We start from the raw sequence: 24,417 nt of genomic DNA on the forward strand, positions 1-24,417 counted from the left end.
TGTTATTCCTGCGTAGGCAGGAATCCACTATGAAACTACAAACTCAAATACCATCTAAAAAACAAGAATCTAATATTCTAATAGACTACACCGCTAACGTACTATTATTAGGGTCTTGTTTTTCAGAAAATATTGGCAAAAAATTAGAGTATTTTAAGTTTAAGTATTTGCAGAACCCGTTTGGTATTTTATTTCATCCAAAGGCGATTGAAACTCTCATTTCAAATGCTGTAAATGAAAAAGAATTTGCAGAAAAAGATGTTTTTTTTCACAATGAACAGTGGCATTGTTTTGATGCACATTCAGTATTAAGTAATGTTTCAAAAAAAGATTTAATAGATCAACTTAATAGTCAAATTGAATTAACAAACCAGCAAATATGCAATGCTACCCATATTATTATTACTTTGGGTACAGCTTGGGTATATACGTATGTTGAAAGTAAGTTAGTTGTGGCTAATTGTCATAAAGTGCCTCAAAAACAATTTGATAAAGCGTTATTGTCAATTGAAGAGATAACAATTTTATTAAAAAATATAGTGGATTTGGTTGCAGGTATCAATAATAAAGCAACCATTATTTTTACAGTCTCTCCAATACGACATTTAAAAGATGGTTTTGTTGAAAACACACAAAGTAAGGCCCATTTAATTTCAGCCATTCATCAGATGTTAGATAGTAATGGTAAATCTAGCAATGTAGGAGCTTATTTTCCTTCCTATGAAATCATGATGGACGAATTACGTGATTATCGTTTTTATTCTGAAGATATGATTCATCCCAATCAAACAGCTATCAATTATATATGGGAAATCTTTAAAGCAGTTTGGATTTCAGAGGATGCTTTAAAAGTCATGAACAACGTAGATATAGTTCAAAAAGGGCTTCAACATAGGCCTTTTAATGAGCATTCTGAAGCTCATCAACGTTTTCTTGAAAAATTAGAAGTAAAAAAACATCAATTACAGACTCAATTTCCTCATATTAACTTTTAAATAGTAACTACGATTCTTTTGTTTTTGTTAATTTATACCTGTTTCAGCTAAGCATTCTTGTTTAATACCACTTTGTAAAAGCTTGTGATTTATAGATTTATATTAATATACGCAATTCTGCGTATTGATTAGCCCTTGCCATTGTTGCAGTTTTGTAATGCTATTAATTATAAAACAAATTAACAATGAGAAAATTAAAACATTTAGTATTACTATTAACAACCATTTTTTTAACAATATTTTCTTCATGCTCTAGTAGTGATGACGGAGGTGATGGTGGAGAAGCTCCTTCAGGATTGCTAATTGCTAATGTAGCAGGTAAACCATTTCAGTCTTTTGAGTTGTCATCTTCAGCTACCATTACAACTACGGGTGTTGCTAAAAGTTTAATGATAATTGCTACGAATTCAGATGGACAAGGCTTTTCAATGACCATTTTTGGGTATGAGGGTGCAGGAACTTATGAGTTTACTGGAGCCAATGTTGCAATAACGAATGTTGCAACTTATTCTGAAACGGATGTTAATTTAAGTAATCCTATAGCTTCAACCACAGAACTTTGGCAGGCTCCTTATGATGAAACCTTAGCTGGTTCAATATCTATAAGTGAAGAAACTGAGACTAAAGTTATTGGAACTTTTAGTTTTAAAGGTAAAAATGTGGGAGGGGATGGATCTATTATGCAAATTACTGAAGGATCTTTCAACCTTAATAAACAAACATTTTAAGATTTAGAAAATGGTGTCTTACTAAGGTGATGTAAGATAAATATCAAATAATTTAACCAAAAGCAAAAATCAACAATGAGAAAATTAAATCAAATGGTGTGGCTATTAGTAGCGATTCTAATAATAAACACAACAAATGCTCAAAAGGCAGAAATTCCAAATGTAACTTATAATTTGGGCTCCAACATTAATGAAATGACATTGACTGTTGGAGGGATATTAGTTGCAGCAACCAATGAGGGTTTGGTTGGTATAGACCCAAATCAAAGTACCCCTGTTTTTACCTTTAACGATTTTGGAAAGTTAAAATCAGAGGAAACGCAATTTATACCAGAATCACCATATATAGTAGTGTCACAGGGAGTTGGTTCTCAATTTGCAGGTATTGCTAAAACAAAAAGAGCCGTAATTAATTATATAACAGGTAAAGTAATTTTTAATTCTGAAACTGACAATTGGAATCAAATTTACACTTGCAATATTGTATTACCACAAAATAAATTAGTGGTTAGCGGTATACAAAAAGAAGGTAATAAATTTGAAAAGATGACTGCAAAGGTGGCTGTTTACGATTTAAATACACAAAAGCTCGATTATAGTTTCTTTTTGGATAAGCCTGGAAGGGTTGGGGTAGCAAAAGATTTTAGTGTTACGGGTGTGCCACTATTATTAAAAAATATGCTAATTATACCAACTGCTCAAGGTTTGATAGCAAAATCTCATAAAGGAGATGATTTATGGGAATGTAAAATAAAAGGAATAAATTGGATGACTTCTGATATTTCTGAAACAGAAATTTACGGTTTTGAAACGACAACTAATGGAAAAAACACACGTATTCATAAAATAAGTAACCAAGGTGTTGAACTTTGGAAAGATGATAGAAAAGTACAAGGAAATGTTTCGAACTTTCAAATTTTACCACAAGGAATTGCTGTAGTGAGTGATAAAAGCTCAGGAGGTAGTACAAGTGTTTTTGCTACAAATGATGAATCTGAAATAGCTTTTTTAAGTGCAGATTCAGGTGAAGATTTATGGGATAAAGCTCCAAAAACAAAAGGTTGGGTTCAGCATTTTTATGTACAAGATGATGGTATTTTATTTGGAATTCAACAAGGTGGTATTAATAAAATTTCATTCGAAGGAAAAACTTTGTTTAAAAAGCCATTAAAAACCGGAGAAAATATCATGATGATGGCAGAATCTCCACAGGGATTAATATACATTACAAGTGAAGATGCTAATATAGTAGATTTAAAAACAGGAGATCAAGTTTGGAATAAACCATTAAAATATAAAAATTCGGTGGCTGTCGCCTCAACGTTTGATAATGCTAAAAACAGATACTTAATTGCGGCAGATGGTGATGTTTTTGCTATTGATGCTCAAACAGGAGAGGCTACAGATTTTTCAAAAGTAAAATTTGAAGAAAAAGAAGTTGCTAATACTATGGAAATGAGAAATGGTAATATCTTTTTAAGTTCATCACAAAATTTATTGCTTTTAGGAAATGATGGGAAACAAATTTATCATGAATATTATAAATCACCTGGGCAAAGTGGCTTTGTTAAAGTGCTATCTGGGGTTGTGGCGGTGGCTTCAACAGGCTTAGCAATGGCACACGCTGCAAAAGCTGGTGCAAATAGAACCAATCCTTATGGTAGCTCTAACGATTTAAGTAATTATAACGATTATGGTAAAGAATATAAGCGTGCAGCTGATATGTTTGCTTCTATTGGTGATGCTGCTTTTGATGTGATGTCCAAACGTTTTAAAGCTACAGCAGCTACTGAAAATGCACAATTTATATTAACTAAGTTAAATAGTGGTACAGGGATAGTAAAAGTAAACAAAGATACTGGGAAAGTAGATAAGGAAATTTTACTGAAGGATAAAAAACCAGAATATCAAGTAGATGAAATTGCAGGGGTTTTGTATTACAAAGCCAATGATAAAACTATCTATGCATACAAGTTATGAAAATAAATCTTGTTGTTGAGATTTGTTTGATTAGGCGTGATATTTAGTTTATTGCGCTTAATCTTTTTTAATAACTCTTAATCGATAATTTAGTTTGTCTAAAACATTTTTCTATATATTTAATATGCTATTAATCAGTTCACATAAAAACATCAGTTGCAATATCTGTAAAAGGATTAGCAATTGATGTTTTTTTTTTTTTTTTTAATGTAAAGTTATTGATTATCATGTAGTTGTTTATGGATATGCAATTTATTTTTAGTGGAGTTATTTATTTATTAATACTTATTTTAAGTTTTTTTATAGCAAGAATAAGCTTTAATATCTTACAATTAAACAATATGGTTGAGAAGCGTTGCGTATCCTTAAAAAGAGAGATTTATGAAGAAGCGCAAAAACATCAATTTTATGCAAATCAAATTTTATTAATTGAAGACCTAAATGAATCACTTTTTAATAGAGTATTTCAAATTACTAAGGACTTTATTTTGATGCAAAAACTTATATTTGGAAAGCATTTTAATTGAATAGCTTCATAGGGCATTAACAAAAAAATATGAAGAAACTATTTTTGGTAATAACGTTACTTTCCTTTTTTTATAATCAAGCACAAATTGAAAGTCGGCTTGATAGTTTAAAAATAGTTTCAAAAAATCAAACGGGTTTAACTTTAATAAGCACGCTTAATAAAATTTCTTGGGAATTTAAAAACTCACAGGTAGATTCAGCACTTTATTATGCTAAACAGGCTCTTTACGTAGCCAAGCATATTAGGAGTGAAAAGGGAATTGCTTCTGCATATAATACCTTAGCATCGTCATTTGAAGCGGCAAGTAAATTAGATAGTGCCGAAACCTATCATCAAAAAAGCTTAGAAATTAAAAATAAAATACAAGACACTATTGGTACGGCTGATAGTTATACTAATCTTGGAATTATTGAAGACTTGAAAGGTAATTATGATTTAGCTTTAAAAAATTATTTTAAAGCTTTAATAATTTATGAAAAGCATTCAAAAGATTTTGAAAAAGTGCCAACAGTTTTGGTAAATATAGGTATCGTATACAAAAAGCAAAAGGAATATCAAAAAGTGTTAGAATATTATGAAAAAGCACTTAAAATTTATAAACAAAATAATTTTGAAATAGGAGAGGCTATTGTGCAAGGAAACATGGGGTCTGTTTTAATTAGCCTTCAAGCATATCAAAAATCCATTCAATTTTCTAAAATAGCAAAACAATTGTATACAAATCTTGGTTATACAAGGTATGTGCCCTATATGTTAGGAAATATTGGTATTGCTAAAGACAGTTTGAAACAATATGCTTCAGCAAGAAAGGATTATTTGTTAGCAATTTCTCATTTTGAAAAAGACCATAATTTATATGAATTATCAAATACTAAAATGTCTTTGGCTAACAATTACATATTAAGTAGAGAATATTCTTTAGCAAGGAAAGAACTTGATGAAGCACTGGTAATTACTACTAAAAATGGCTTTAAAGAAATGAAAGTAAAAGCTTTAAAAATGTTAGCTATGCTTGGAGAGCAAACCAATGATTTTAAAACGGCTTATAACCATCAAAAACAGTATACTATTTCAAGAGATAGCCTTTTTGAAGCTGATAAAGTAAAAACTATTTATGAGTTAGAAACTAAATACGAAACCGAAAAAAAAGAAAAAGAAATTCTTGCCCAGCGTGCCAATATTGCGGAAAAGGAGCTGTATATTAATCAGAAAAACACACAGCTTGTTGGACTTGTTATTTTATTAATTGTACTGTCGGTATTGGGGTATTTACTTTATAAGCAACAGAAATTAAAGAATCATCAACTAAAAAAAGAGAGTGATTTAAAAGAAGCGTTAATAAAAATTGAAAGTCAAAATAAATTACAAGAACAACGTTTGGAGATTTCACGAGATTTACATGATAATATTGGGGCGCAATTAACTTTTGTTATTTCATCTATTGAAAATTTACAATATGGATATAATATTAAAAACCAAGGGTTAACAGATAGACTAATTAGTATTGGGCAATTTACAAAAGAAACCATATATGAGCTCCGTGATACTATTTGGGCTATGAACAAAAGTGCTATTTCACTTGAGGATTTACAAGCTAGAATTTCAAATTTTATAGACAAAGCCAACAGTATTTCTTCTAAAACAACGTTTAAATTTACTGTAGATTCTCATGTTTCTAAAGATTTGGCGTTTACCTCAGTAAGAGGTATGAATATATACAGAATTATACAAGAGGCTATTAATAATGCTTTAAAATATGCAGATTCCACACAGATTGTGGTAGATATAAAGCAAAAAATTAATATCGTTGAATTTTCAGTGATTGATAATGGAAAGGGATTTAATAGAGAAACTATTGATTTAGGAAATGGGTTGAATAATATGAAGAAACGAGCTCATGATATTAAAGCCATACTGCATATTGATAGTGCAATAGATAAAGGAACTTCCATTTTGTTAAAATTTGAAATTTAAAATTATGCCTATCAAAATAGCTATAGCAGATGACAACACATTCTTGATAAATACAATTAAAGAAAAGTTGTCTTTTTTTCAAGATTTAAATGTGAAATTTTCAGCAGTGAATGGGGCTGATTTATTAGAGCAGTTAGAAAACAATCATAACTTGGATTTAATTTTGATGGACATTGAAATGCCGGTTTTAAACGGTATAGAAGCGAGCGAAATAGTTAAACAAAAATATCCACACATTAAAATTATAATATTAACGGTTTTTGACAATGATGAAAACATTTTTAATGCCATAAAAGCAGGTGCAGATGGCTATTTGTTAAAAGAAATAAATCCTAAAGATTTGCATGAAGGTATTTTGGAAACCATGGATGGTGGCGCAGCGATGAATCCATCTATAGCCATGAAAACTTTAAAGTTGTTGCGTAACCCTCATCCGGTTAATTTTAATTTAGTTCAAGACGATATAAAACTCTCTGAAAGAGAAATTCAAGTATTGGAACAGTTAAGTACTGGACTAAGTTATAATGCCATTGCAGAGAACCTTATTTTGTCTCCAGGAACTATAAGGAAGCATATTGAAAATATTTATAAAAAACTACAAGTTCATAATAAGCTAGAAGCTGTAGATAAAGCAAAAAAGAATAATCTAATATAACATTAGATTAACAAATGGGTAATATTAATATTGACATGTTGCCTTATATTTGTCTTGAATTTAATTTTCATAATTACATTGGTTTGGACTTCTTATGTCGAAGGAAACTGATGTTTTTTTATTTTATATCCTTAGTATATTTATACCTCTGGTTTTAGGGATAATTCATTACAAAACTAAAGTTTTATGATGAATATTATCAGCTGAGCAAAATTTAGCCTTCAGAATTAAAAAACACCTTGTAATAATGCATTTTTTTTTCTTCATCATAACCGCGTTCTAAATATTCGGTAGAGGCATCAGGGGCGTCAATATCTAATTTTATTTGTATGTTGGTGTCTAATTTTATATCAGTTTTAAATTTTTTCTTTTCTTTGTTTACAACAGCTTCGGCAACATCAAATTGATTTCTAAGTACTAAGTTTTGTTCACCTTCAAAGGTTTTTTTATAATCATCAAATAGGTTTTTGTGTTTGTCTTCTTCAAAAATATCTTCTTTAAAACGCTCAACATTTACAATTTCATTTTCTTTAAAAAAATCGATAGTTTTTGCTAAAAAAGTGTTTTGCTCTTGAGCACCATAAGTGGTTTTTAAAATTTCAGTAGAAAACTCTTTACAAAGTTCTATGTATTGTTGGGTATGATTGTTGGCGTCATCAGCATATTTAATATTTAAAAAATGATTGAGCCAGTATTGTGTATCGTAACTATTATTGTCTACACTTAAAATAATGTTGCCTTCTCCATCACTCTGGTTTAAAATTAAACAGCCTTTATCTACTTTTTTAGAATTGATTCCTTTTTGAACAAGTACATCATAACTATTATTTTCTAAATAGGTCTGAAAGAAATTAACTTTATTTTCAATTTTAAAAATTCCGACAGCATTAGTGGTTATTTCTTTAAATTCAATTCCTTCAAACATGACAATTAATACGTCGCCAGTTTTAATTTGGGCAGAACTTGATTGTTCATATAAATGAGTAACCATATGTTTAGAAATATCTATAAACGCCTCTTCGTTATTAAATAATTGCGTGCTGTAACTGTTAACTTCGTTTAGAGAAATATTTGCGTGATGATTAAACCTGTAACTTTGAACCACGCTACTAAATGGTTTTAATAAAAAGGGTAGCATTAAGTCATAACTGGCTTCATCAAAATCTACTAATTTCTCTGAAAATGCATTTTTTGTATCGTTAAATTTGTTACCAACTTTATGAATGATGAATTTTGAAATGGAAGCGTTTTTTCTTGAAATCATTTGCTGTTATTTAATAATGCAATACTAAGAATTTCAAAACAGAAATACACAAAAAAAGAACGCCAAAGCTGTGCTTTGACGTTCAAGATTTAGGGCTTGCAATCTGGGGAACACATTTATGCTTTAAAAATATTTTTGTAGTATGTTAATTGAAAAGAACTTTATCATAATTTATTGAATACTGTTTTGAAAAAAACAATATGTTATTGAGAGTACAGAATTGATTAATAGCGGGTTAAAAATACTGTTTTGTTTTTGTTTAAAGAAATGTAAATACACAATTTTTATATGCCTAAATAAATCAATTGATTTGATATAACAATATGGAGTTAGATTCACCTTTAACTACAAATTCTAAATCTCTATCTCGGTCAATATTATCCAGATAAATTATTGAATTTCCGTAAACAGGAAAATTTTGAATCATTTCTGCTTGGCTATCAAATAGAAACGTTTTTTGAGATTGTAAATCTGTAGTGGATACATATATTTTATCATAAATATAAAATATTTGAGGTTTGGTATAATTTCCATAATCTAATTCAATGGTTTTACTTTTAATAGTGAGTTTGTTTTCGCTTAAAGTAACCAGAGTTTTGCTGGTCGTTTCTAAATGATGGTGTTCAGCTAAGTTTAAGTTTACACTAGCAACATTACCCCTGGTGTCAATGGAAATAAGATCTCCAGTTTTGGTTGTTGTTGTGAATTTATTATTGTATAAATAAATGGCTTCTGATGAATAATTGTAATTTGTTTTTGGTGTAATTCTTGTTTTTCCTGTTCTATCTAATAAGTAAAGCTTGTTTTCAGTTTTAAATCCAATATAGTCTTTGTTACCCATTCGAAAATGTTGAGGCTGACTAATAATAGTGTTATTAGCATTTTTAAAGGTAAAACCTCTAACAATTTTAGCACTTACATCATACATGAGTATGTTACTGCCTTGTGTTACTAATAATCTATAATTTTTATTTTTATCATAATCAAATACGGAAAGAGGTTGTGTTATTTTGTCGTTGAACTTACTTGGGAACGGCGCTACATCTTTTCCATTTCGATCTAAAACATACACCCGGTTTGGTGTTGCAAAAACTAATTGTAATCTACCATTCTTATAAATATCTATTTGTTCAATCTTGCCAAGAACTGGTCCGTGCAATTGTTTTTTCCAAAGAATTTTTCCTGTGTTAGAAATTAAATACAAATTGTTATTTACGTCTTGAATAATAATTTCTTTTTGTTTGTTTATATGATTTGTTGCCAATTGCGGTGTATTTAACAAGTCATTTTCTAATTTTATATTAAACTCTTCGGAAATAGAATGTAAGGATGCTTTTACTTTGTTTTTTTTAATGATACCGTTTACATGAGCAAAATGATTATCGTAAATAAATTGAAGTGACGAAGTTTTGTAGGCTTCAAGTTTGAGTTTAGAAAGGTTGTCAATATTATGGTTTAAAATAGTTTGCAGTGCTGAGGGATTGGTAACTAACATTAAGGATGCTTGGTCGCTAAGTTGTTCTTTAATATCTAAAAAGTAAGGCTGTTGGCTTAAAGTTGTTTTATTTTGATAGTTGGCAATAATTTGCTGGAGCATATTTATACTATTAGAATACACAAAGAAATTATCTAGTACACAATAATACTCAAAAGTGTTTGAGGTTATGAAAGGCGAAAGTGTTTCTGCAAATAAATTAGGAGTGCTAAAACCGAAAATGTCAACTTGTCTATAAGTTTCAATGTTGTTTTGTTCACTTAATAAAGCATCGTGAGTGCCAATAACATCCAAAGAATTTAAAGCAATGGCTTTATCATTATCTTTATAAATAACGCCTATTTCAATGATATTATCAAAAAGGGTCGTTGCAGAAATTAAGGAATCTTTTTTGTTGAATTTTATCAGATTTTTTTTAAATATTTTGAAGTTGTTAAAAGTAAAACTCATAAATCCATCACTATCAGGTGGTGTAACATTTTGAGTTTGGTTTTCTTGAGGAATGGTGTTTTTAAAAATATTGATGAGGCTTTTTGTAGAATCTGAATCTTTAGTAATGCCATTTATAATAATTTCATTTTGGCTAATATCTGTATCAATTGCTAAATAATTTGTGAATGTTTTGAATAGTAAGGTATCATTAATAAAAAATGATTTCAGAAAAGTGTTTTTGTTGGCTTTTAGTATGATAGATGCTGTTTTGTCAGAATTAGTGGTGCTATATATTTTTTCTAAATTCGTGTTAAGTGGTTTGGTGTTAAATGAATTTTCTATAAAAAGTTTGGAAGTAGACGCAATAAAAGTGCTGTCTAAAACAATACTATAAAAAACGTGCTTGTTTATAGTTGATTTGTTAATAGATCTGTTTTTGTAGGTAAGTGTTTCTGCTATATAATTAGGTAAAGAATCCGTTTCAAATAATTCCTTTGAATATTTAGTAATAATAGTGTATTCTAAAGAATCGGAGTCGTTTTCAGAAAAGCAGATTAAAGTTTCGGAAGTAGGTTTTAAATATTTTAAAAGTTCTAAATTTTCATTAAAATTAGTAAAAGCAACCGATTTTGAAATACCCTCTATAAAATCGTTGTTATCAAGACTACTTTTTAAGCCTTCAAGATTATTTGTTTTTAAAATTAATGAAGCATTTTCTGGTGCGAAGTGAATAAGTTTGGATCTTTCATGCTTTGATTTTGAACAACTTAGAATTAAAAAAAGAAGAAGAGAGGAATAGAAAAATTTCATAAATGAATTAATTTATACAAACCTAATAATTATCAACAAGTTTTTTAAATGGAAAGCAAAAAACTTATAAGCTTAGCTTTAACTGTTCGGGTAAGAGTCTAAATGATTTTCTGTGGTATTTAGTGATACCGTACTTTCTTATCGCATCACGATGCGCTTTGGTTGGATAGCCTTTATTTTGGTCCCAATGATACATGGGGTATTCTTCATGAATGCGGTTCATGTAAGCATCTCTATAGGTTTTTGCTAATATAGATGCTGCAGCTATGCTTAAATATTTACTGTCACCTTTAATAATAGTTTCAAAGGGAATCTTTTTGTAAGGTTTAAATTTATTTCCATCTACAATAATAAATTCAGGAGGTGTTTTAAGCCCGTCAATAGCTTTATGCATAGCTAAAATGGAAGCATTTAAAATATTTATATGGTCAATTTCTTCTTGAAAGACATGTGAAACACTAAAACACAAAGCATCAGTTTCAATGATAGGTTTTAATAATTCTCTCTTTTTTTCACTAAGTTGTTTAGAGTCATTAAGAATGTTATTCTTAAATTTTTTTGGTAATATAACAGCCGCAGCAGTTACCGGTCCTGCTAAACAGCCACGGCCGGCTTCGTCGGTGCCACATTCTAGAGTGTTTTTGGAATGATTTATTAGTAGCATATAAGCAGAAAAAAATGTATGTTTATTGTATTAAAAAAGGGTCTTGTTGAAATTGTAGAATTTTTGGATTTATTGAGTTTTTTATAAAATTTTTATAACAAAATAAATAAATTTTTAAGTAATAAATATTTATTTGAGGGTAAATACGTGTTTTTTAAAATGTTTTTAATCAAAGCTTTGTTTTTTTAAGATAATATTAAGAAATTCGTTTTTAGACTAATTACAAATAAATCATTTTATGAAATTGAACTTGACAGGTTTGATGATACTAATTATGGTGTTTTCAATACAATTTTCCTTTGCTCAAGAAATACAAATCACAGGTACTATATCAGACGTAAATAATTTACCGCTTGGAGGTGTTACTATTATTGTGGATGGAACAAGTAAGGGGGTAGTATCTAATTTTGATGGAGAATATCTTATCTCTGCAAAAACAGGAGATGTTTTAAAATATAGTTTTATTGGTATGCAGACTCAAATGCTTACCGTTGGAGTTGATAATGTTTTAAATGTTATCATGAAGGAGGATGTAGAAAGTTTAGATACTGTTGTTATTACAGGATATCAAAATGTAAACCGTGAGTTGTTTACTGGAGCTTCACAAACTATTAAGGCAGCAGAAATTAAACTTGATGGTGTAGCTGATGTATCAAGGGCTTTAGAGGGTAGAGCTGCAGGTGTAAGTGTCCAAAACGTAACTGGTACTTTTGGAGCGGCGCCTAGAATTACCATTCGTGGGTCATCTTCTATTTTAGGTGATACCAAACCTATTTGGATTATTGATGGGGTTATTCAAGAGGAAATTGTCAACTTATCAGTGTCTGATTTGGTTTCTGGAGATGCCAGCACTTTATTAAGTTCGGCTGTGGCAGGTTTAAATGCTTCAGATGTGGAAAGTTTTGAAATTCTAAAAGATGCTTCGGCAAGTGCTTTATACGGTGCAAGAGCCTTAAATGGTGTAGTAGTTATTACCACTAAATCAGGTAAGAAAAATCAAAAGCCAACATTTAATTATTCAGCAGAATATGCGGTAAGAGATATTCCAAGATATACCAATTATGATTTGTTAAACTCTCAAGAAACCATTTCTGTTTATAGAGAAATGGAATCTAAAGGGTTTTTAAATTTACCAGATTCCTTTCAAGGACGTTATGGAGGGATATACAATATAATGTATAGAGCTATTAATAATTATGATGAAAATACAGGTCAATTTCAATTAGAAAATACACCAGAAGCAAGGGCTGAATTTTTACAACAATATGAATTAGCCAATACGGATTGGTTTAGCACCTTATTTAATGCTGCTCCAACTCAAACACATACTTTAAGTTTTTCTAGTGGAGGAGAAAATGCTACCTCTTACGCTTCATTGGGTTACTATACAGATGGGGGTTGGACTGTAGCCGATCGTGTTAGAAGGATAACAGGTAATTTAAGAAATACATATTACTTAAGCGATGATAAATTAAAGATTGTTACGCAATTACAAGGTTCTATTAGAAATCAATTAGCCCCAGGGACTTTTGCTAGAGAGGAAGATTTGGTGAGTGGTTCTTATACTCGAGATTTTGATATCAATCCATTTAGTTACGCCTTAAATACCAGTCGTGCTTTAAGACCAAGAGATAGTGATGGTAATTTAGAATATTCAAGATATAATTGGGCGCCATTTAATATTTTAAATGAACTTGAAAATAATGGGATTGAACTTAATGTTGCTGATATAAAGTTTCAAGGACAAGCAGAGTATAAAATAAATGACAATATAACTTATAATTTTTTAGGTTCTGCCAGGTATGTAACGTCTAATGGTGAGCATGCTATTACAGAAAACTCAAATGTAGCTGCCGCTTATCGGGCAGATGATACAACCATAGTTCAAGACGCAAATACGTTTTTGTTTACAGATCCAGATGAACCTAACTCCAGACCAAAAGTTGTTTTGCCCGTTGGAGGGATATTAAAAACATCAAAAAATACTTTAGTAACCTATACATTTAGAAATACGTTAGATTGGACAAAGCGATTTAATGATGACCAATATGGATTGAGAGTATACGGCGGACAAGAATATAGATATACTGATAGAACTAGTAGTGAAAACACAGGATATGGTTATCAGTTTGAAAAAGGAGGAACAGTTTTTACGGATCCAGATATTTTAAAGAAAGCTATTTTAGAAGGTAATCCTTATTTTTCTGCTGAAGAAACCAGACAACGTGAAGTCTCATTTTTTGCAAACGTTACATATGATTTTGAAAAGAAATACGTGTTAAATGTTACTGGGAATTATGAAGGGTCTAATAGAGCAGGTAAATCTACAGATTCTAGATGGTTGCCAACATATACAGTGGGAGGTAAATGGAATGTTGATAAAGAAGATTTTATTAAAAATTCTGAAGTTATTTCAAGCCTAGCTTTTCGCCCAAGTTATGGGCTTGTGGCTTTATTGGCAGATAATGCTACTAATAATTTAGCGGTTTTTAGAAGTCAGATTACAGATAGATTAAATAACGATGATCGTGAGAACTATATAAATATTGAGGATTTGCAAAACAGCGAATTAACTTGGGAAAAAACTTTAGAGTTAAATCTTGGTTTAGATATTGGTTTTTTTAACAATAGGATTAGAGTAAACTTTGATGCTTATTACAGAAAAGGTAAAGATTTAATTGACCTTATTAGAACTACAGGTATTGGTGGTGAATCTGTTAAATTAGGTAATAATTCAGAAATGACTACCAACGGAGTGGAATTTCAACTAAACACTGTGAATGTTGATATAGATAAGTTTAAATGGAAAACAGGATTCAATATTTCACATTTCAATCAAGAAGTCACATCACTTAAACAAGAGGCAAATGTATTCGATTTAGTGACCGGCACAGGAAGAGGTAATGCTATAGGGTACCCTAAAGGAGCGCTGTTTTCTTTTAATTTTGAAGGACTCAATGAATATGGGTTGCCTGTATTTTTAACTCAAGATCCAGATTTTGATTCTTCAAAACCATATGATTTAGTAGATTTTCAAGATACCGATAATGTTTTGGATTATTTAGTTTATGAAGGTGCTACAGAGCCAAATATTTCTGGAGGGCTTTCAAATAGCTTCAATTATAAAAATTGGGATTTTAGTTTCTTTATTTCTTTTTCTGCAGGTAATAAGGTAAGGTTGGCGCCTAGTTATAGCTCAACCTATTCAGATTTGGATGTGTTTCCAAGAGAATTTGTAAATCGTTGGTTGGTACCAGGTGACGAACTAATTACCAATGTTCCAAGTATCGCATCAGAAAGTGTATTACAATCATTTGGAGCTAATGAAGTGGAAAGAGCCTATAATGCCTATAATTATTCAACAGCCAGAACAGCAGATGGCGATTTTATTAGAATGAAAAATATTTCTTTAGGATATACTTTTGATAAACTTACGACAGATGAATTGGGGATTTCTAATTTTAGATTGAGTTTGCAAACTACAAATCCTTTTTTGATTTATTCCGATTCCAAGTTAGGAGGACAGGACCCCGAATTTTTTAGATCAGGAGGGGTAGCATATCCAATTTCAAGGTTGTTTACGTTCTCACTTAATATTGGGTTTTAAAAATAAGATATTATGAAAAATATAAAATTTAATATAATCATATGGGTTTCATTGGCAAGTGTAAGTGTTTTAGTGGCTTGTAATGATATTTTAGACGAAGCACCAGACAATAGGATTGAATCTATTGATACGGCAGAAAAAATTGAAGAACTTTTAACAGGTGCTTATCCAGATGCTGCTTATGTTAGCTTTTTAGAACCTATGTCTGATAACGCAGGTGATAAAGGCCCCAGTGCAGATACGGGTATTGATTATGCAACCACGCTAAACCAAAGAATGTATTTTTGGGAAGATATGAATGATGTAGATGAAGATTCACCCACCAACTATTGGAATAGAGCTTATAAAGCAATAGCTCAAGCTAATCAAGCGTTGGCGTCTATTGAAGCTTTAGGAGGTGGGGCTGAGTTGGATTATTTAAAAGGAGAAGCACTTATTTGTCGTGCTTACGCTCATTTTATGTTGGTGAGTATTTTTTCTAAAGCTTATAACCCAGATACCGCAGATTTGGATTTAGGTGTGCCTTACGTAACTGAACCAGAAACCGTTTTATTAGGAGAGTATGAAAGAGGTACTGTTAAAGCTGTATATGATAATATTCAAAAGGATATTGAAGTTGGCTTGCCATTAGTAAAAGATAATTACAATGTAAAAGCTTATCATTTTACAATAAAAGCAGCAAATGCTTTTGCTTCGCGTTTTTACTTGCATAAAGGGGAATGGCAAAAAGTAGTCGATCATAGCACGATTGCTTTAGGAGCCAACCCCATAAGTGTTTTAAGAGATTGGGAAAGCCAATACAGACCTAAAACTTATGATGAGCAAGTTCAAAGATATCGGTCATCTACAGCTGAGCCAGCAAACTTATTAGTGGTATCTGCTGAATCACTTTATAATAGGTATCATTATTCCGCGAGATATCAATTGAATAGTGAGGTTGCTAGTCAATTGTTTTTTAGTAGAAACTTAACAGGTGGTAGATGGTCATTTGATGTTTATGGATCTTCAGATTTGTATTATAACCTTCCAAAGTTTGAAGAATATTTTAAAGTAAGTAATCAGGCTGCTGGTACAGGTACTGCTTATGTCACTTATGTGTTATTATCAACTGATGAGGTGTTGCTTAATCGAGCTGAAGCTTATGCGATGTTAGGACAATTAGATAATGCCTTAGTAGATATTAGCAATTCTTATTTATTAAAAACAGCTGCGAATGATCCATTATTTGACCCCCCAGGTGTGCCAAAAAATATTACAAGCTCTGATATTACTGATGGTTATGGAAATTTTCCTCAGGGAATATATGAACCTTTTTACACCATTACTGATACATCATTACCTTATATAGCAGCTATTTTAGATTTAAAACAAACAATTTTTTATAATGACGGGCTGAGATGGTTTGATATTAAAAGGCATAATATTGAGGTGAGACATACTGATATTTTAGGAAATAGTTTCTTACTAACTAAAGATGACAGCAGAAGACAGGTTCAAATTCCAGAAGCAGCACAGTCTTTTGGAATACAGCAAAACCCAAGATAAAATTTGAATATAAAAAAGCATAAAATGAAAAAATATATATACATACCGTTCGCTTTATTAAGTTTTATATTGGTAATGTCTTGTACAAATGGGACTGATAGTGTTAGTGGAAGTCAAATTGATACTTCTCCACCTATATTAAATGATTTGGATATATGGTTAAGGAGCAATTTTGTTGAACCTTATAATATTGAAGTTCTTTATAAATGGGATATTAATGATACAGATGTTGATAGGTTTTTGCATCCGCCTTATGAGGTTAGCGTGCAACCAGTAGCAGAGGCTTTACAAAAAGTTTGGATAGAACCTTATACGGCATTAGGTGGTGCTGATTTTATAAAAAAAATAGCACCACGTCAATTTACATTTGTGGGTAGTTTTAATTATAATCCCAATAGTCCAACTATTACATTAGGTATAGCTGAAGCTGGTGCAAAAATAACACTGTTTAATATCGATTTTTTAGATTTTACAGATATTAATAGCATTAAGCAACCACTTAAAACCGTACAACATGAGTATGGGCATATTTTAAATCAGAACAATCCTATTGATATAGAGTATGGGTTAATTAATCCAGAAAATTATTCAGCACAATGGTTTAATAGGGAAGATGAAGAAGCTAGAGAGCTAGGTTATATCACAGCTTATGGTTCAAGTGATGAGAATGAAGATTTTGTTGAAATGGTTTCAGAAATGTTAACCAATTCAAAAGAAGAGTTTGATGCTATTGTTGAAAGTATTCAAAATGAAGAATCAAAAGCAATAATTAGGCAAAAAGAAGCTATGGTGGCAGAATATTATAAAACAGAGTTTGATATTGATATCTACGAATTACAAGCATTAACAGCTGCAGCAACAGCGGAATTAGTAAATTAAAAAGGCATGAAAAAAATATATATAAAATATGGCATAATTTGTTTAATGTTAGTATCATTTTTGTCATGCAATAATGATAATGAAGAAACACTTTTTTCAGAAACTCCGGCAGAAAGAATTGCAAATCAAAATAGTGAGTTATTAAATTTGCTGCTGTCTGAAACGCAAGGATACAAGGTGGTTTATTTTCCTAAAAATGATGAGTTTGGAGGTTTTACTTTTTATATGAAGTTTAGTGAGGATGGTACTGTACAAATGACTTCAGATTTTGATTCAGAAACAGGTATTGAAACTTCTTCCTATGAAGTGAGGATTGGAACAACGACAGAGTTGATATTTACAACTCGAAACCATATACAGAAAGTAAGTAATCCGGATTACCCAGGTTTAGTAGGAACGGGTTTTAAAGGGACTTCTGTTTTTCAGTATTTTGGTTATGAAAATGGGGTGATTAATTTTAAAGATATCAGAAACAGAGATTTAGGACATTTTTCAATGACGCCTTCTAACTTATCAAATTTTACTGCTGAAAGTATTGAAAAAGTGGAAGCTTCTTTTGCGCGACGCCAAAGTGTTATACCAAGTGAAACAACGTCTGTTATTCAGTCTTTAAAAATTGAAACGGACGCTAAGGTGTCTAGGTTTAACCTTAATTATGATGAGCTTAGCCTTCATGCTTCACCCAGCATTATTATTGAGGAAAACGGTGTTGCTACAATCAATGAATTTAATTTTGGTATCGCATTTACAGAAGAAGGTTTAATTATCAGTCCGGCACTTGAATTTGAGGGTGAGGTTTATGAGACTTTTGATTATGATGTCAATTCTAATAGTTTTATTGCCACAGTAAATGGTACCACAGCAACTATATTTGATTCTGATCCAGCATTTCTTAAAGATGATGTTTATGAATTAGGGTTTCCTGGACATCAAGAATTCTGGTATTTTCCAGAAGAAGACGGTGTAAACCCACTTACTTCACCAGGCTTTGACGCTTTAGTAGAAACCCTAAATTTAAATTTGCAAAATGATCCAGCAACTTCAGATTGGAGTTTTTATGGATTTCAGTACTTCGCTACACCAGATTCAGATGGAGATGTGTTATTAGTAATTTACCTATTCAACCCAAATTCAGGGTTTGAAGCTGCTGCATATTGGTTTACGCCAGAAATAGCAGATAATAAGTTGTATTTAAATTTCACAGGTTTTTTAAATGCTACAGGCAATACCGTATTTGACTCCATGTTACCTATATTGATATTTTTTAATAGTTCAGAAGGACTATATTTTGAAGATCATGGTTCTTTTGAATCTGATACAGCAAACTATATTAATTTATCATCAACATTTATAAGTGCAGACCAACCTAATCTAAGAGTTTATGGTTTATGGTATGAATAGTAATAATTTTTAAGTATTGTTAAACCTCAAGTTGTTTAATTTGGGGTTTTTTTATGCTCTTTCATTAAAATAAATGCCAGATTAAATAATTTTCTGTAATAATAACGTTATCATATTTTGTATTTACCTTTGCAGTGTTTACACATAATTATGAAGAGAATAGTTTTAGGTTTTTTTTTAATAAGTCTTTTAGGTCAAATAAATGCTCAAATAGCTCCACAAAAAAGAACTCGTACCACTGATACAACAGTTGTTAATGTAAAAGAACAAGATACATCAAAGGTAGTTAGAGCATTAACCAAACTTGCAGGATTGGATGGTAATGAAAGTGCTAAAGCTAGAATTCAAGATTATTTAATTATTTCTTCTGAAAACGATACTACGTATGTAGATACTACTTTAACCATTCAAAAAGAATATAAATTTAATTATCTAAGAAAAGATAATTTTGGATTAATACCCTTTTCTAATTTAGGGCAAACATATAATTCTTTAACCTATAATTTTGGTAGTACTAGTTTGATGCCAGAAATGGGAGCAAGAGCCAGGCACTTCAATTTTATGGAAGTAGAAGATATTTACTACTACCGTGTCCCTACACCCTTAACCGAATTGTTTTTTAAAACAGCCTTGGAGCAAGGACAGTTATTGGATTCCTTTTTTACAGTCAATACATCACCGCAATTTAATTTTTCAATTGCATATAAAGGTCTGCGCTCTTTAGGAAAGTATCAGAGGCAGTTAACAAGTACGGGTAATTTTAGGTTCACCACCAACTATCAAACTAAAAATAATAGATATATTATTAGAGCTCATTTTGTTGCTCAAGACTTAATGAACCAAGAAAATGGAGGAATAAAAGATACCAGTGTAGAAGATTTTGAAAGTGGTAGTCCAGAAACGATAGATCGCTCTCTTTTAGAAGTCAATTTTGATGGCTCTGACGATGCTGAAAATATATTATTAGGGAAACGCTTTCATGTGGATCATACCTATAGACTTATTAATAAAAAAGATTCTTTATCTGAAAATAAGCTTAGTATAGGTCATATCTTATCATTTAATGACAAAACCTACCAATTTGATCAAGGTCAATCAAGTACAATTTTTGGAGATGCTTTTAAAACATCCAATCTTCAAGATAAAGTAACCTTAGAAGATTTTTATAATCAATTGCATTTAAATTTTAGTAATAATATTATTGGAGATTTACAATTTAATATTAGCAATAATAATTATAATTACGGCTATAACAGAATAGTAATACTAAATGATAACACTATAATCAATAGATTAAAAGGGAATGTATTCTCAGCAGGAGGTAAATATCATAAACAATACAAAGGATTTGATTTACAGGGCGAGTTAGGGTTAAATATTGCAGGCGATTTTGACGGCAATTTTTTAAAAGCTACCGCATCCTTTCAATTAAATCAAGATATTTCAGCATCAGCAACACTAAATCATAGTGCGAAAGCACCAAATTATAATGTGTTACTTTATCAAAGTGATTATGTGAATTATAACTGGCGAAATAATTTTAATAATACTGAAACTCAGCAATTGGCTTTTCAGTTAAAGTCAAACAAATATGCTACTATAACAGCAGATTTTTCTACTATTAGCGATTATACTTATTTCAAAAAAGAAAATGATTTGGTGGAAGCCTTTCAGAATAGTAATACCATTACTTATGCAAGGTTTAAATTAGAAAACGAAATAAAATTCGGAAATTTTGGTTTAAACAATACCATATTGTATCAAAAAGTTGATGGAAGTAATAATACTTTAAATGTTCCAGAACTAACAACTCGGAATACTTTATATTACGCAAATCATATGTTTCAAAAGGCATTGTATATGCAAACAGGACTTACATTCAATTATTTTACAAAATATTATATGAATGGTTATGATCCTGTGTTGGCAGAGTTTTATGTGCAAACAGAAAATAAATACGGAAATTTTCCTCTTTTAGATTTCTTTTTAAATGTGAAAATCCGTCAAACACGTATCTATGTAAAAGCAGAACATTTTAATTCTTCATTGACAGGTTATAATTTTTATTCTGCACCTAATAACCCGTATCGCGATTTCGTGGTGCGTTTTGGAGTTGTTTGGAATTTCTTTATGTAATCTATGGTATTCCTAAAAAGTAAGGAGTTCTTTGCTGTGTTGTTTTAAATATAATCATTAAATATACTTCGTGATAATTGGTTGATTTTTATTCGTGATAACATTTGTAATTTTAACATTCTTATATTTTATGAAGTATATATAGTTTAGTAATTTGAAGTTATTAACCTTAGAATTCACTGATTTTAATTAAGGGATATTGTTTTTCACTTAAGTATAGAGATCGAATAATTAGTAATAAATAGGTTAGAATAGTGTTTTAAATCTATTTTTATGAAGAAGAGATTGTTTATGTGTAATAATTTCAGCAATTATTTTTATTTGTAACTTATTGGTAAATATGGTGTTAAAATAAAGTTATTAAAATAATAATAAAAAAGGCAATAAAAAGTTTGTTTAGGAATAAAAAAGGGTGGTATATTTGCACCCCGCTAAGCAAGGCATTGGCTAAGTGAAGCGGTAAGTTCATCAACAGTTTTAGGTATAAAAAGGGAGTAAAAAAAACTTTTCAAAAAAAACGAAAAAAAACATTGTCAGTTCAAAAAAGGTTGTAGATTTGCAGCCGCTTAAAACAGCAACAGTTGTTGAGGCAAAAAGTTCAGAAACATGTTTTGTTTATTAGTTTTTAAGTTTGAAAAAAACTTTCAAAAAAATATCAAAAAACATTTGTGGATTAAAAAAAGGGTTTTATATTTGCACCCGCTTAGCAAGGAAACGAGTTAAGAAAAGAGAAAACAAGTTCATAAACATATTGAATTGACAGCGTAAGATTTTAATTGGAAACGATTAAAGTCAACAAAGAGAATAGACCATTTTGAGTACTAGAGATTCTGATTAGTTGTTAAAGATGTTGATTATATTTTATAAATATGGTTAACACATAAAAATTAACGATGAAGAGTTTGATCCTGGCTCAGGATGAACGCTAGCGGCAGGCCTAACACATGCAAGTCGAGGGGTAACAGGGAGCTTGCTCCGCTGACGACCGGCGCACGGGTGCGTAACGCGTATACAATCTACCTTTTGCTACGGGATAGCCCAGAGAAATTTGGATTAATACCGCATAGTATATATAGTCCGCATGGGCTTTATATTAAAGGTTACGGCAGAAGATGAGTATGCGTCCTATTAGCTAGTTGGTAAGGTAACGGCTTACCAAGGCAACGATAGGTAGGGGCCCTGAGAGGGGGATCCCCCACACTGGTACTGAGACACGGACCAGACTCCTACGGGAGGCAGCAGTGAGGAATATTGGACAATGGAGGCAACTCTGATCCAGCCATGCCGCGTGCAGGAAGACTGCCCTATGGGTTGTAAACTGCTTTTATACAGGAAGAAACACCTCTACGTGTAGAGACTTGACGGTACTGTAAGAATAAGGATCGGCTAACTCCGTGCCAGCAGCCGCGGTAATACGGAGGATCCAAGCGTTATCCGGAATCATTGGGTTTAAAGGGTCCGTAGGTGGATGATTAAGTCAGGGGTGAAAGTCTGCAGCTCAACTGTAGAATTGCCCTTGATACTGGTTATCTTGAATCATTATGAAGTGGTTAGAATATGTAGTGTAGCGGTGAAATGCATAGATATTACATAGAATACCAATTGCGAAGGCAGATCACTAATAATGTATTGACACTGATGGACGAAAGCGTAGGTAGCGAACGGGATTAGATACCCCGGTAGTCTACGCCGTAAACGATGGATACTAGCTGTTCGGATTTATCTGAGTGGCTAAGCGAAAGTGATAAGTATCCCACCTGGGGAGTACGTTCGCAAGAATGAAACTCAAAGGAATTGACGGGGGCCCGCACAAGCGGTGGAGCATGTGGTTTAATTCGATGATACGCGAGGAACCTTACCAGGGCTTAAATGTAGATTGACAGGTTTAGAGATAGACTTTTCTTCGGACAATTTACAAGGTGCTGCATGGTTGTCGTCAGCTCGTGCCGTGAGGTGTCAGGTTAAGTCCTATAACGAGCGCAACCCCTGTTGTTAGTTGCCAGCGAGTCAAGTCGGGAACTCTAGCAAGACTGCCAGTGCAAACTGTGAGGAAGGTGGGGATGACGTCAAATCATCACGGCCCTTACGTCCTGGGCTACACACGTGCTACAATGGTAGGGACAGAGAGCAGCCACTGGGCGACCAGGAGCGAATCTATAAACCCTATCACAGTTCGGATCGGAGTCTGCAACTCGACTCCGTGAAGCTGGAATCGCTAGTAATCGCATATCAGCCATGATGCGGTGAATACGTTCCCGGGCCTTGTACACACCGCCCGTCAAGCCATGGAAGCTGGGAGTGCCTGAAGTCCGTCACCGCAAGGAGCGGCCTAGGGTAAAATCGGTAACTAGGGCTAAGTCGTAACAAGGTAGCCGTACCGGAAGGTGCGGCTGGAACACCTCCTTTCTAGAGAAAGACGACTAAAAAGTATCATAACTATTACAAAAGATAGTTTATTCTCATTGCTGTTAATTTAAAAATAACAATTTAGTAGAGTCTCATAGCTCAGCTGGTTAGAGCGCTACACTGATAATGTAGAGGTCGGCAGTTCGAGTCTGCCTGAGACTACTAACTACTAAATAAAGGAAATTCTGGAAGTTGGGGTTCACAATTCGAAATTCTGAATTCAAAATTCTGAATTCTAAATGGGGGATTAGCTCAGCTGGCTAGAGCGCCTGCCTTGCACGCAGGAGGTCATCGGTTCGACTCCGATATTCTCCACAACGGCTTAACGTCGTCTACTGATAATTTATCAGTGGCGATTCGCCACACGTTCATTGACATATTGAAAAAAGATACATGAAAATATAAATAGATTTATTCTATGTATATATAATAATAATTGCGATTAATTAGATTCACTACGAGCGATATCTAATTAGTCAAATTTAATTAACGATTACGGTTGTTAATTAATGAAACTCATTAAAAAAGCAAAAAGTACAATAAGCTAAATAAGGGCGCATGGGGAATGCCTAGGCTCTCAGAGGCGATGAAGGACGTGATAAGCTGCGAAAAGCTGCGGGGATCGGCACACACGATTTGATCCGTAGATATCCGAATGGGGCAACCCACTATATTGAAGATATAGTATCCTAAGGGAGGTAAACCCGGAGAACTGAAACATCTAAGTACCCGGAGGAAGAGAAAACAAAAGTGATTCCGTTAGTAGTGGCGAGCGAACGCGGATTAGCCCAAACCGGTGTTGTTACGGCAATACCGGGGTTGTAGGACCACAATATTCGACGCAAGATGAACTAGAACTGTTTGGAAAGACAGGCCATAGACGGTGATAGCCCGGTATAGGTAAAGAATGTTTAGAT

The 24,417-nt window shown here is 32.1% G+C and carries 13 protein-coding genes, 2 tRNA genes and 2 rRNA genes (1 of these 17 only partly in view); 14 read left to right on the forward strand and 3 right to left on the reverse strand.

The window, feature by feature from the left end:
* Positions 1-29 precede the first annotated feature (29 nt).
* The 5 genes from APS56_RS13490 (at position 30) to APS56_RS13515 (ending at position 6,861) form a co-directional block, all read left to right on the forward strand.
* Positions 30-995: a GSCFA domain-containing protein gene (locus tag APS56_RS13490; RefSeq protein ID WP_054729291.1), complete on the forward strand. Its 966-nt coding sequence runs from the start codon at positions 30-32 to the stop codon at positions 993-995.
* Positions 996-1,180: 185 nt separating this feature from the next.
* Positions 1,181-1,723, forward strand: a complete 543-nt coding sequence (locus tag APS56_RS13495) for a DUF6252 domain-containing protein (RefSeq protein WP_054729306.1) — start codon at positions 1,181-1,183, stop codon at positions 1,721-1,723.
* 75 nt (positions 1,724-1,798) lie between these two features.
* On the forward strand, positions 1,799-3,703 hold the full coding sequence (locus tag APS56_RS13500) for an outer membrane protein assembly factor BamB family protein (RefSeq protein WP_054729309.1): 1,905 nt from the start codon (positions 1,799-1,801) through the stop codon (positions 3,701-3,703).
* Between the two features lie 556 nt (positions 3,704-4,259).
* Complete coding sequence (locus tag APS56_RS13510; RefSeq protein ID WP_054729314.1) at positions 4,260-6,206, forward strand: tetratricopeptide repeat-containing sensor histidine kinase; 1,947 nt, start codon at positions 4,260-4,262, stop codon at positions 6,204-6,206.
* 4 nt (positions 6,207-6,210) lie between these two features.
* Positions 6,211-6,861, forward strand: coding sequence for a response regulator (locus tag APS56_RS13515; protein ID WP_054731400.1), 651 nt, complete (start codon positions 6,211-6,213; stop codon positions 6,859-6,861).
* Between the two features lie 214 nt (positions 6,862-7,075).
* Here APS56_RS13515 and APS56_RS13520 read toward each other — a convergent pair whose 3' ends face one another.
* The 3 genes from APS56_RS13520 to rnhB all read right to left on the reverse strand — a co-directional run bounded on the left by APS56_RS13520 (position 7,076) and on the right by rnhB (position 11,526).
* Positions 7,076-8,125: a nucleoid-associated protein gene (locus APS56_RS13520; protein WP_054729317.1), complete on the reverse strand. Its 1,050-nt coding sequence runs from the start codon at positions 8,123-8,125 to the stop codon at positions 7,076-7,078.
* Between the two features lie 301 nt (positions 8,126-8,426).
* On the reverse strand, positions 8,427-10,862 hold the full coding sequence (locus APS56_RS13525; RefSeq protein WP_054729319.1) for a hypothetical protein: 2,436 nt from the start codon (positions 10,860-10,862) through the stop codon (positions 8,427-8,429).
* Between the two features lie 64 nt (positions 10,863-10,926).
* The gene (gene rnhB, locus APS56_RS13530; protein WP_054729321.1) at positions 10,927-11,526 is read right to left on the reverse strand and encodes a ribonuclease HII; all 600 of its coding nucleotides are present in this window, start codon (positions 11,524-11,526) and stop codon (positions 10,927-10,929) included.
* A gap of 238 nt (positions 11,527-11,764) precedes the next feature.
* On the opposite strand from rnhB, the gene APS56_RS13535 reads away from it, so the two are divergent.
* From APS56_RS13535 to APS56_RS13575, 9 genes are all read left to right on the forward strand, one after another.
* A complete protein-coding gene (locus APS56_RS13535) occupies positions 11,765-15,133 on the forward strand; it encodes a SusC/RagA family TonB-linked outer membrane protein (RefSeq protein ID WP_054729324.1) in 3,369 nt (1,122 codons plus the stop codon).
* Between the two features lie 12 nt (positions 15,134-15,145).
* Positions 15,146-16,678, forward strand: coding sequence for a RagB/SusD family nutrient uptake outer membrane protein (locus tag APS56_RS13540; protein ID WP_054729327.1), 1,533 nt, complete (start codon positions 15,146-15,148; stop codon positions 16,676-16,678).
* A gap of 24 nt (positions 16,679-16,702) precedes the next feature.
* Entirely contained in the window at positions 16,703-17,557 is an 855-nt protein-coding gene (locus tag APS56_RS13545) for a substrate import-associated zinc metallohydrolase lipoprotein (RefSeq protein ID WP_054729330.1), read from the forward strand.
* Between the two features lie 45 nt (positions 17,558-17,602).
* Positions 17,603-18,958, forward strand: coding sequence for a DUF4302 domain-containing protein (locus APS56_RS13550; RefSeq protein WP_054729333.1), 1,356 nt, complete (start codon positions 17,603-17,605; stop codon positions 18,956-18,958).
* A gap of 150 nt (positions 18,959-19,108) precedes the next feature.
* Positions 19,109-21,094, forward strand: a complete 1,986-nt coding sequence (locus APS56_RS13555; RefSeq protein ID WP_054729336.1) for a putative porin — start codon at positions 19,109-19,111, stop codon at positions 21,092-21,094.
* Between the two features lie 890 nt (positions 21,095-21,984).
* Positions 21,985-23,500: ribosomal RNA gene (locus APS56_RS13560) — 16S ribosomal RNA — on the forward strand.
* A gap of 88 nt (positions 23,501-23,588) precedes the next feature.
* Positions 23,589-23,662, forward strand: a tRNA-Ile gene (locus tag APS56_RS13565).
* Positions 23,663-23,741: 79 nt separating this feature from the next.
* Positions 23,742-23,815, forward strand: a tRNA-Ala gene (locus APS56_RS13570).
* A gap of 222 nt (positions 23,816-24,037) precedes the next feature.
* Positions 24,038-24,417, forward strand: a 23S ribosomal RNA gene (locus APS56_RS13575) (it continues 2,440 nt past the right edge of the window).
* The 16S and 23S rRNA genes sit together here with 2 tRNA genes alongside, the layout of an rRNA operon.

Source organism: Pseudalgibacter alginicilyticus (genome assembly GCF_001310225.1).
In the GTDB taxonomy this organism is placed as follows: Bacteria; Bacteroidota; Bacteroidia; order Flavobacteriales; family Flavobacteriaceae; genus Pseudalgibacter; species Pseudalgibacter alginicilyticus.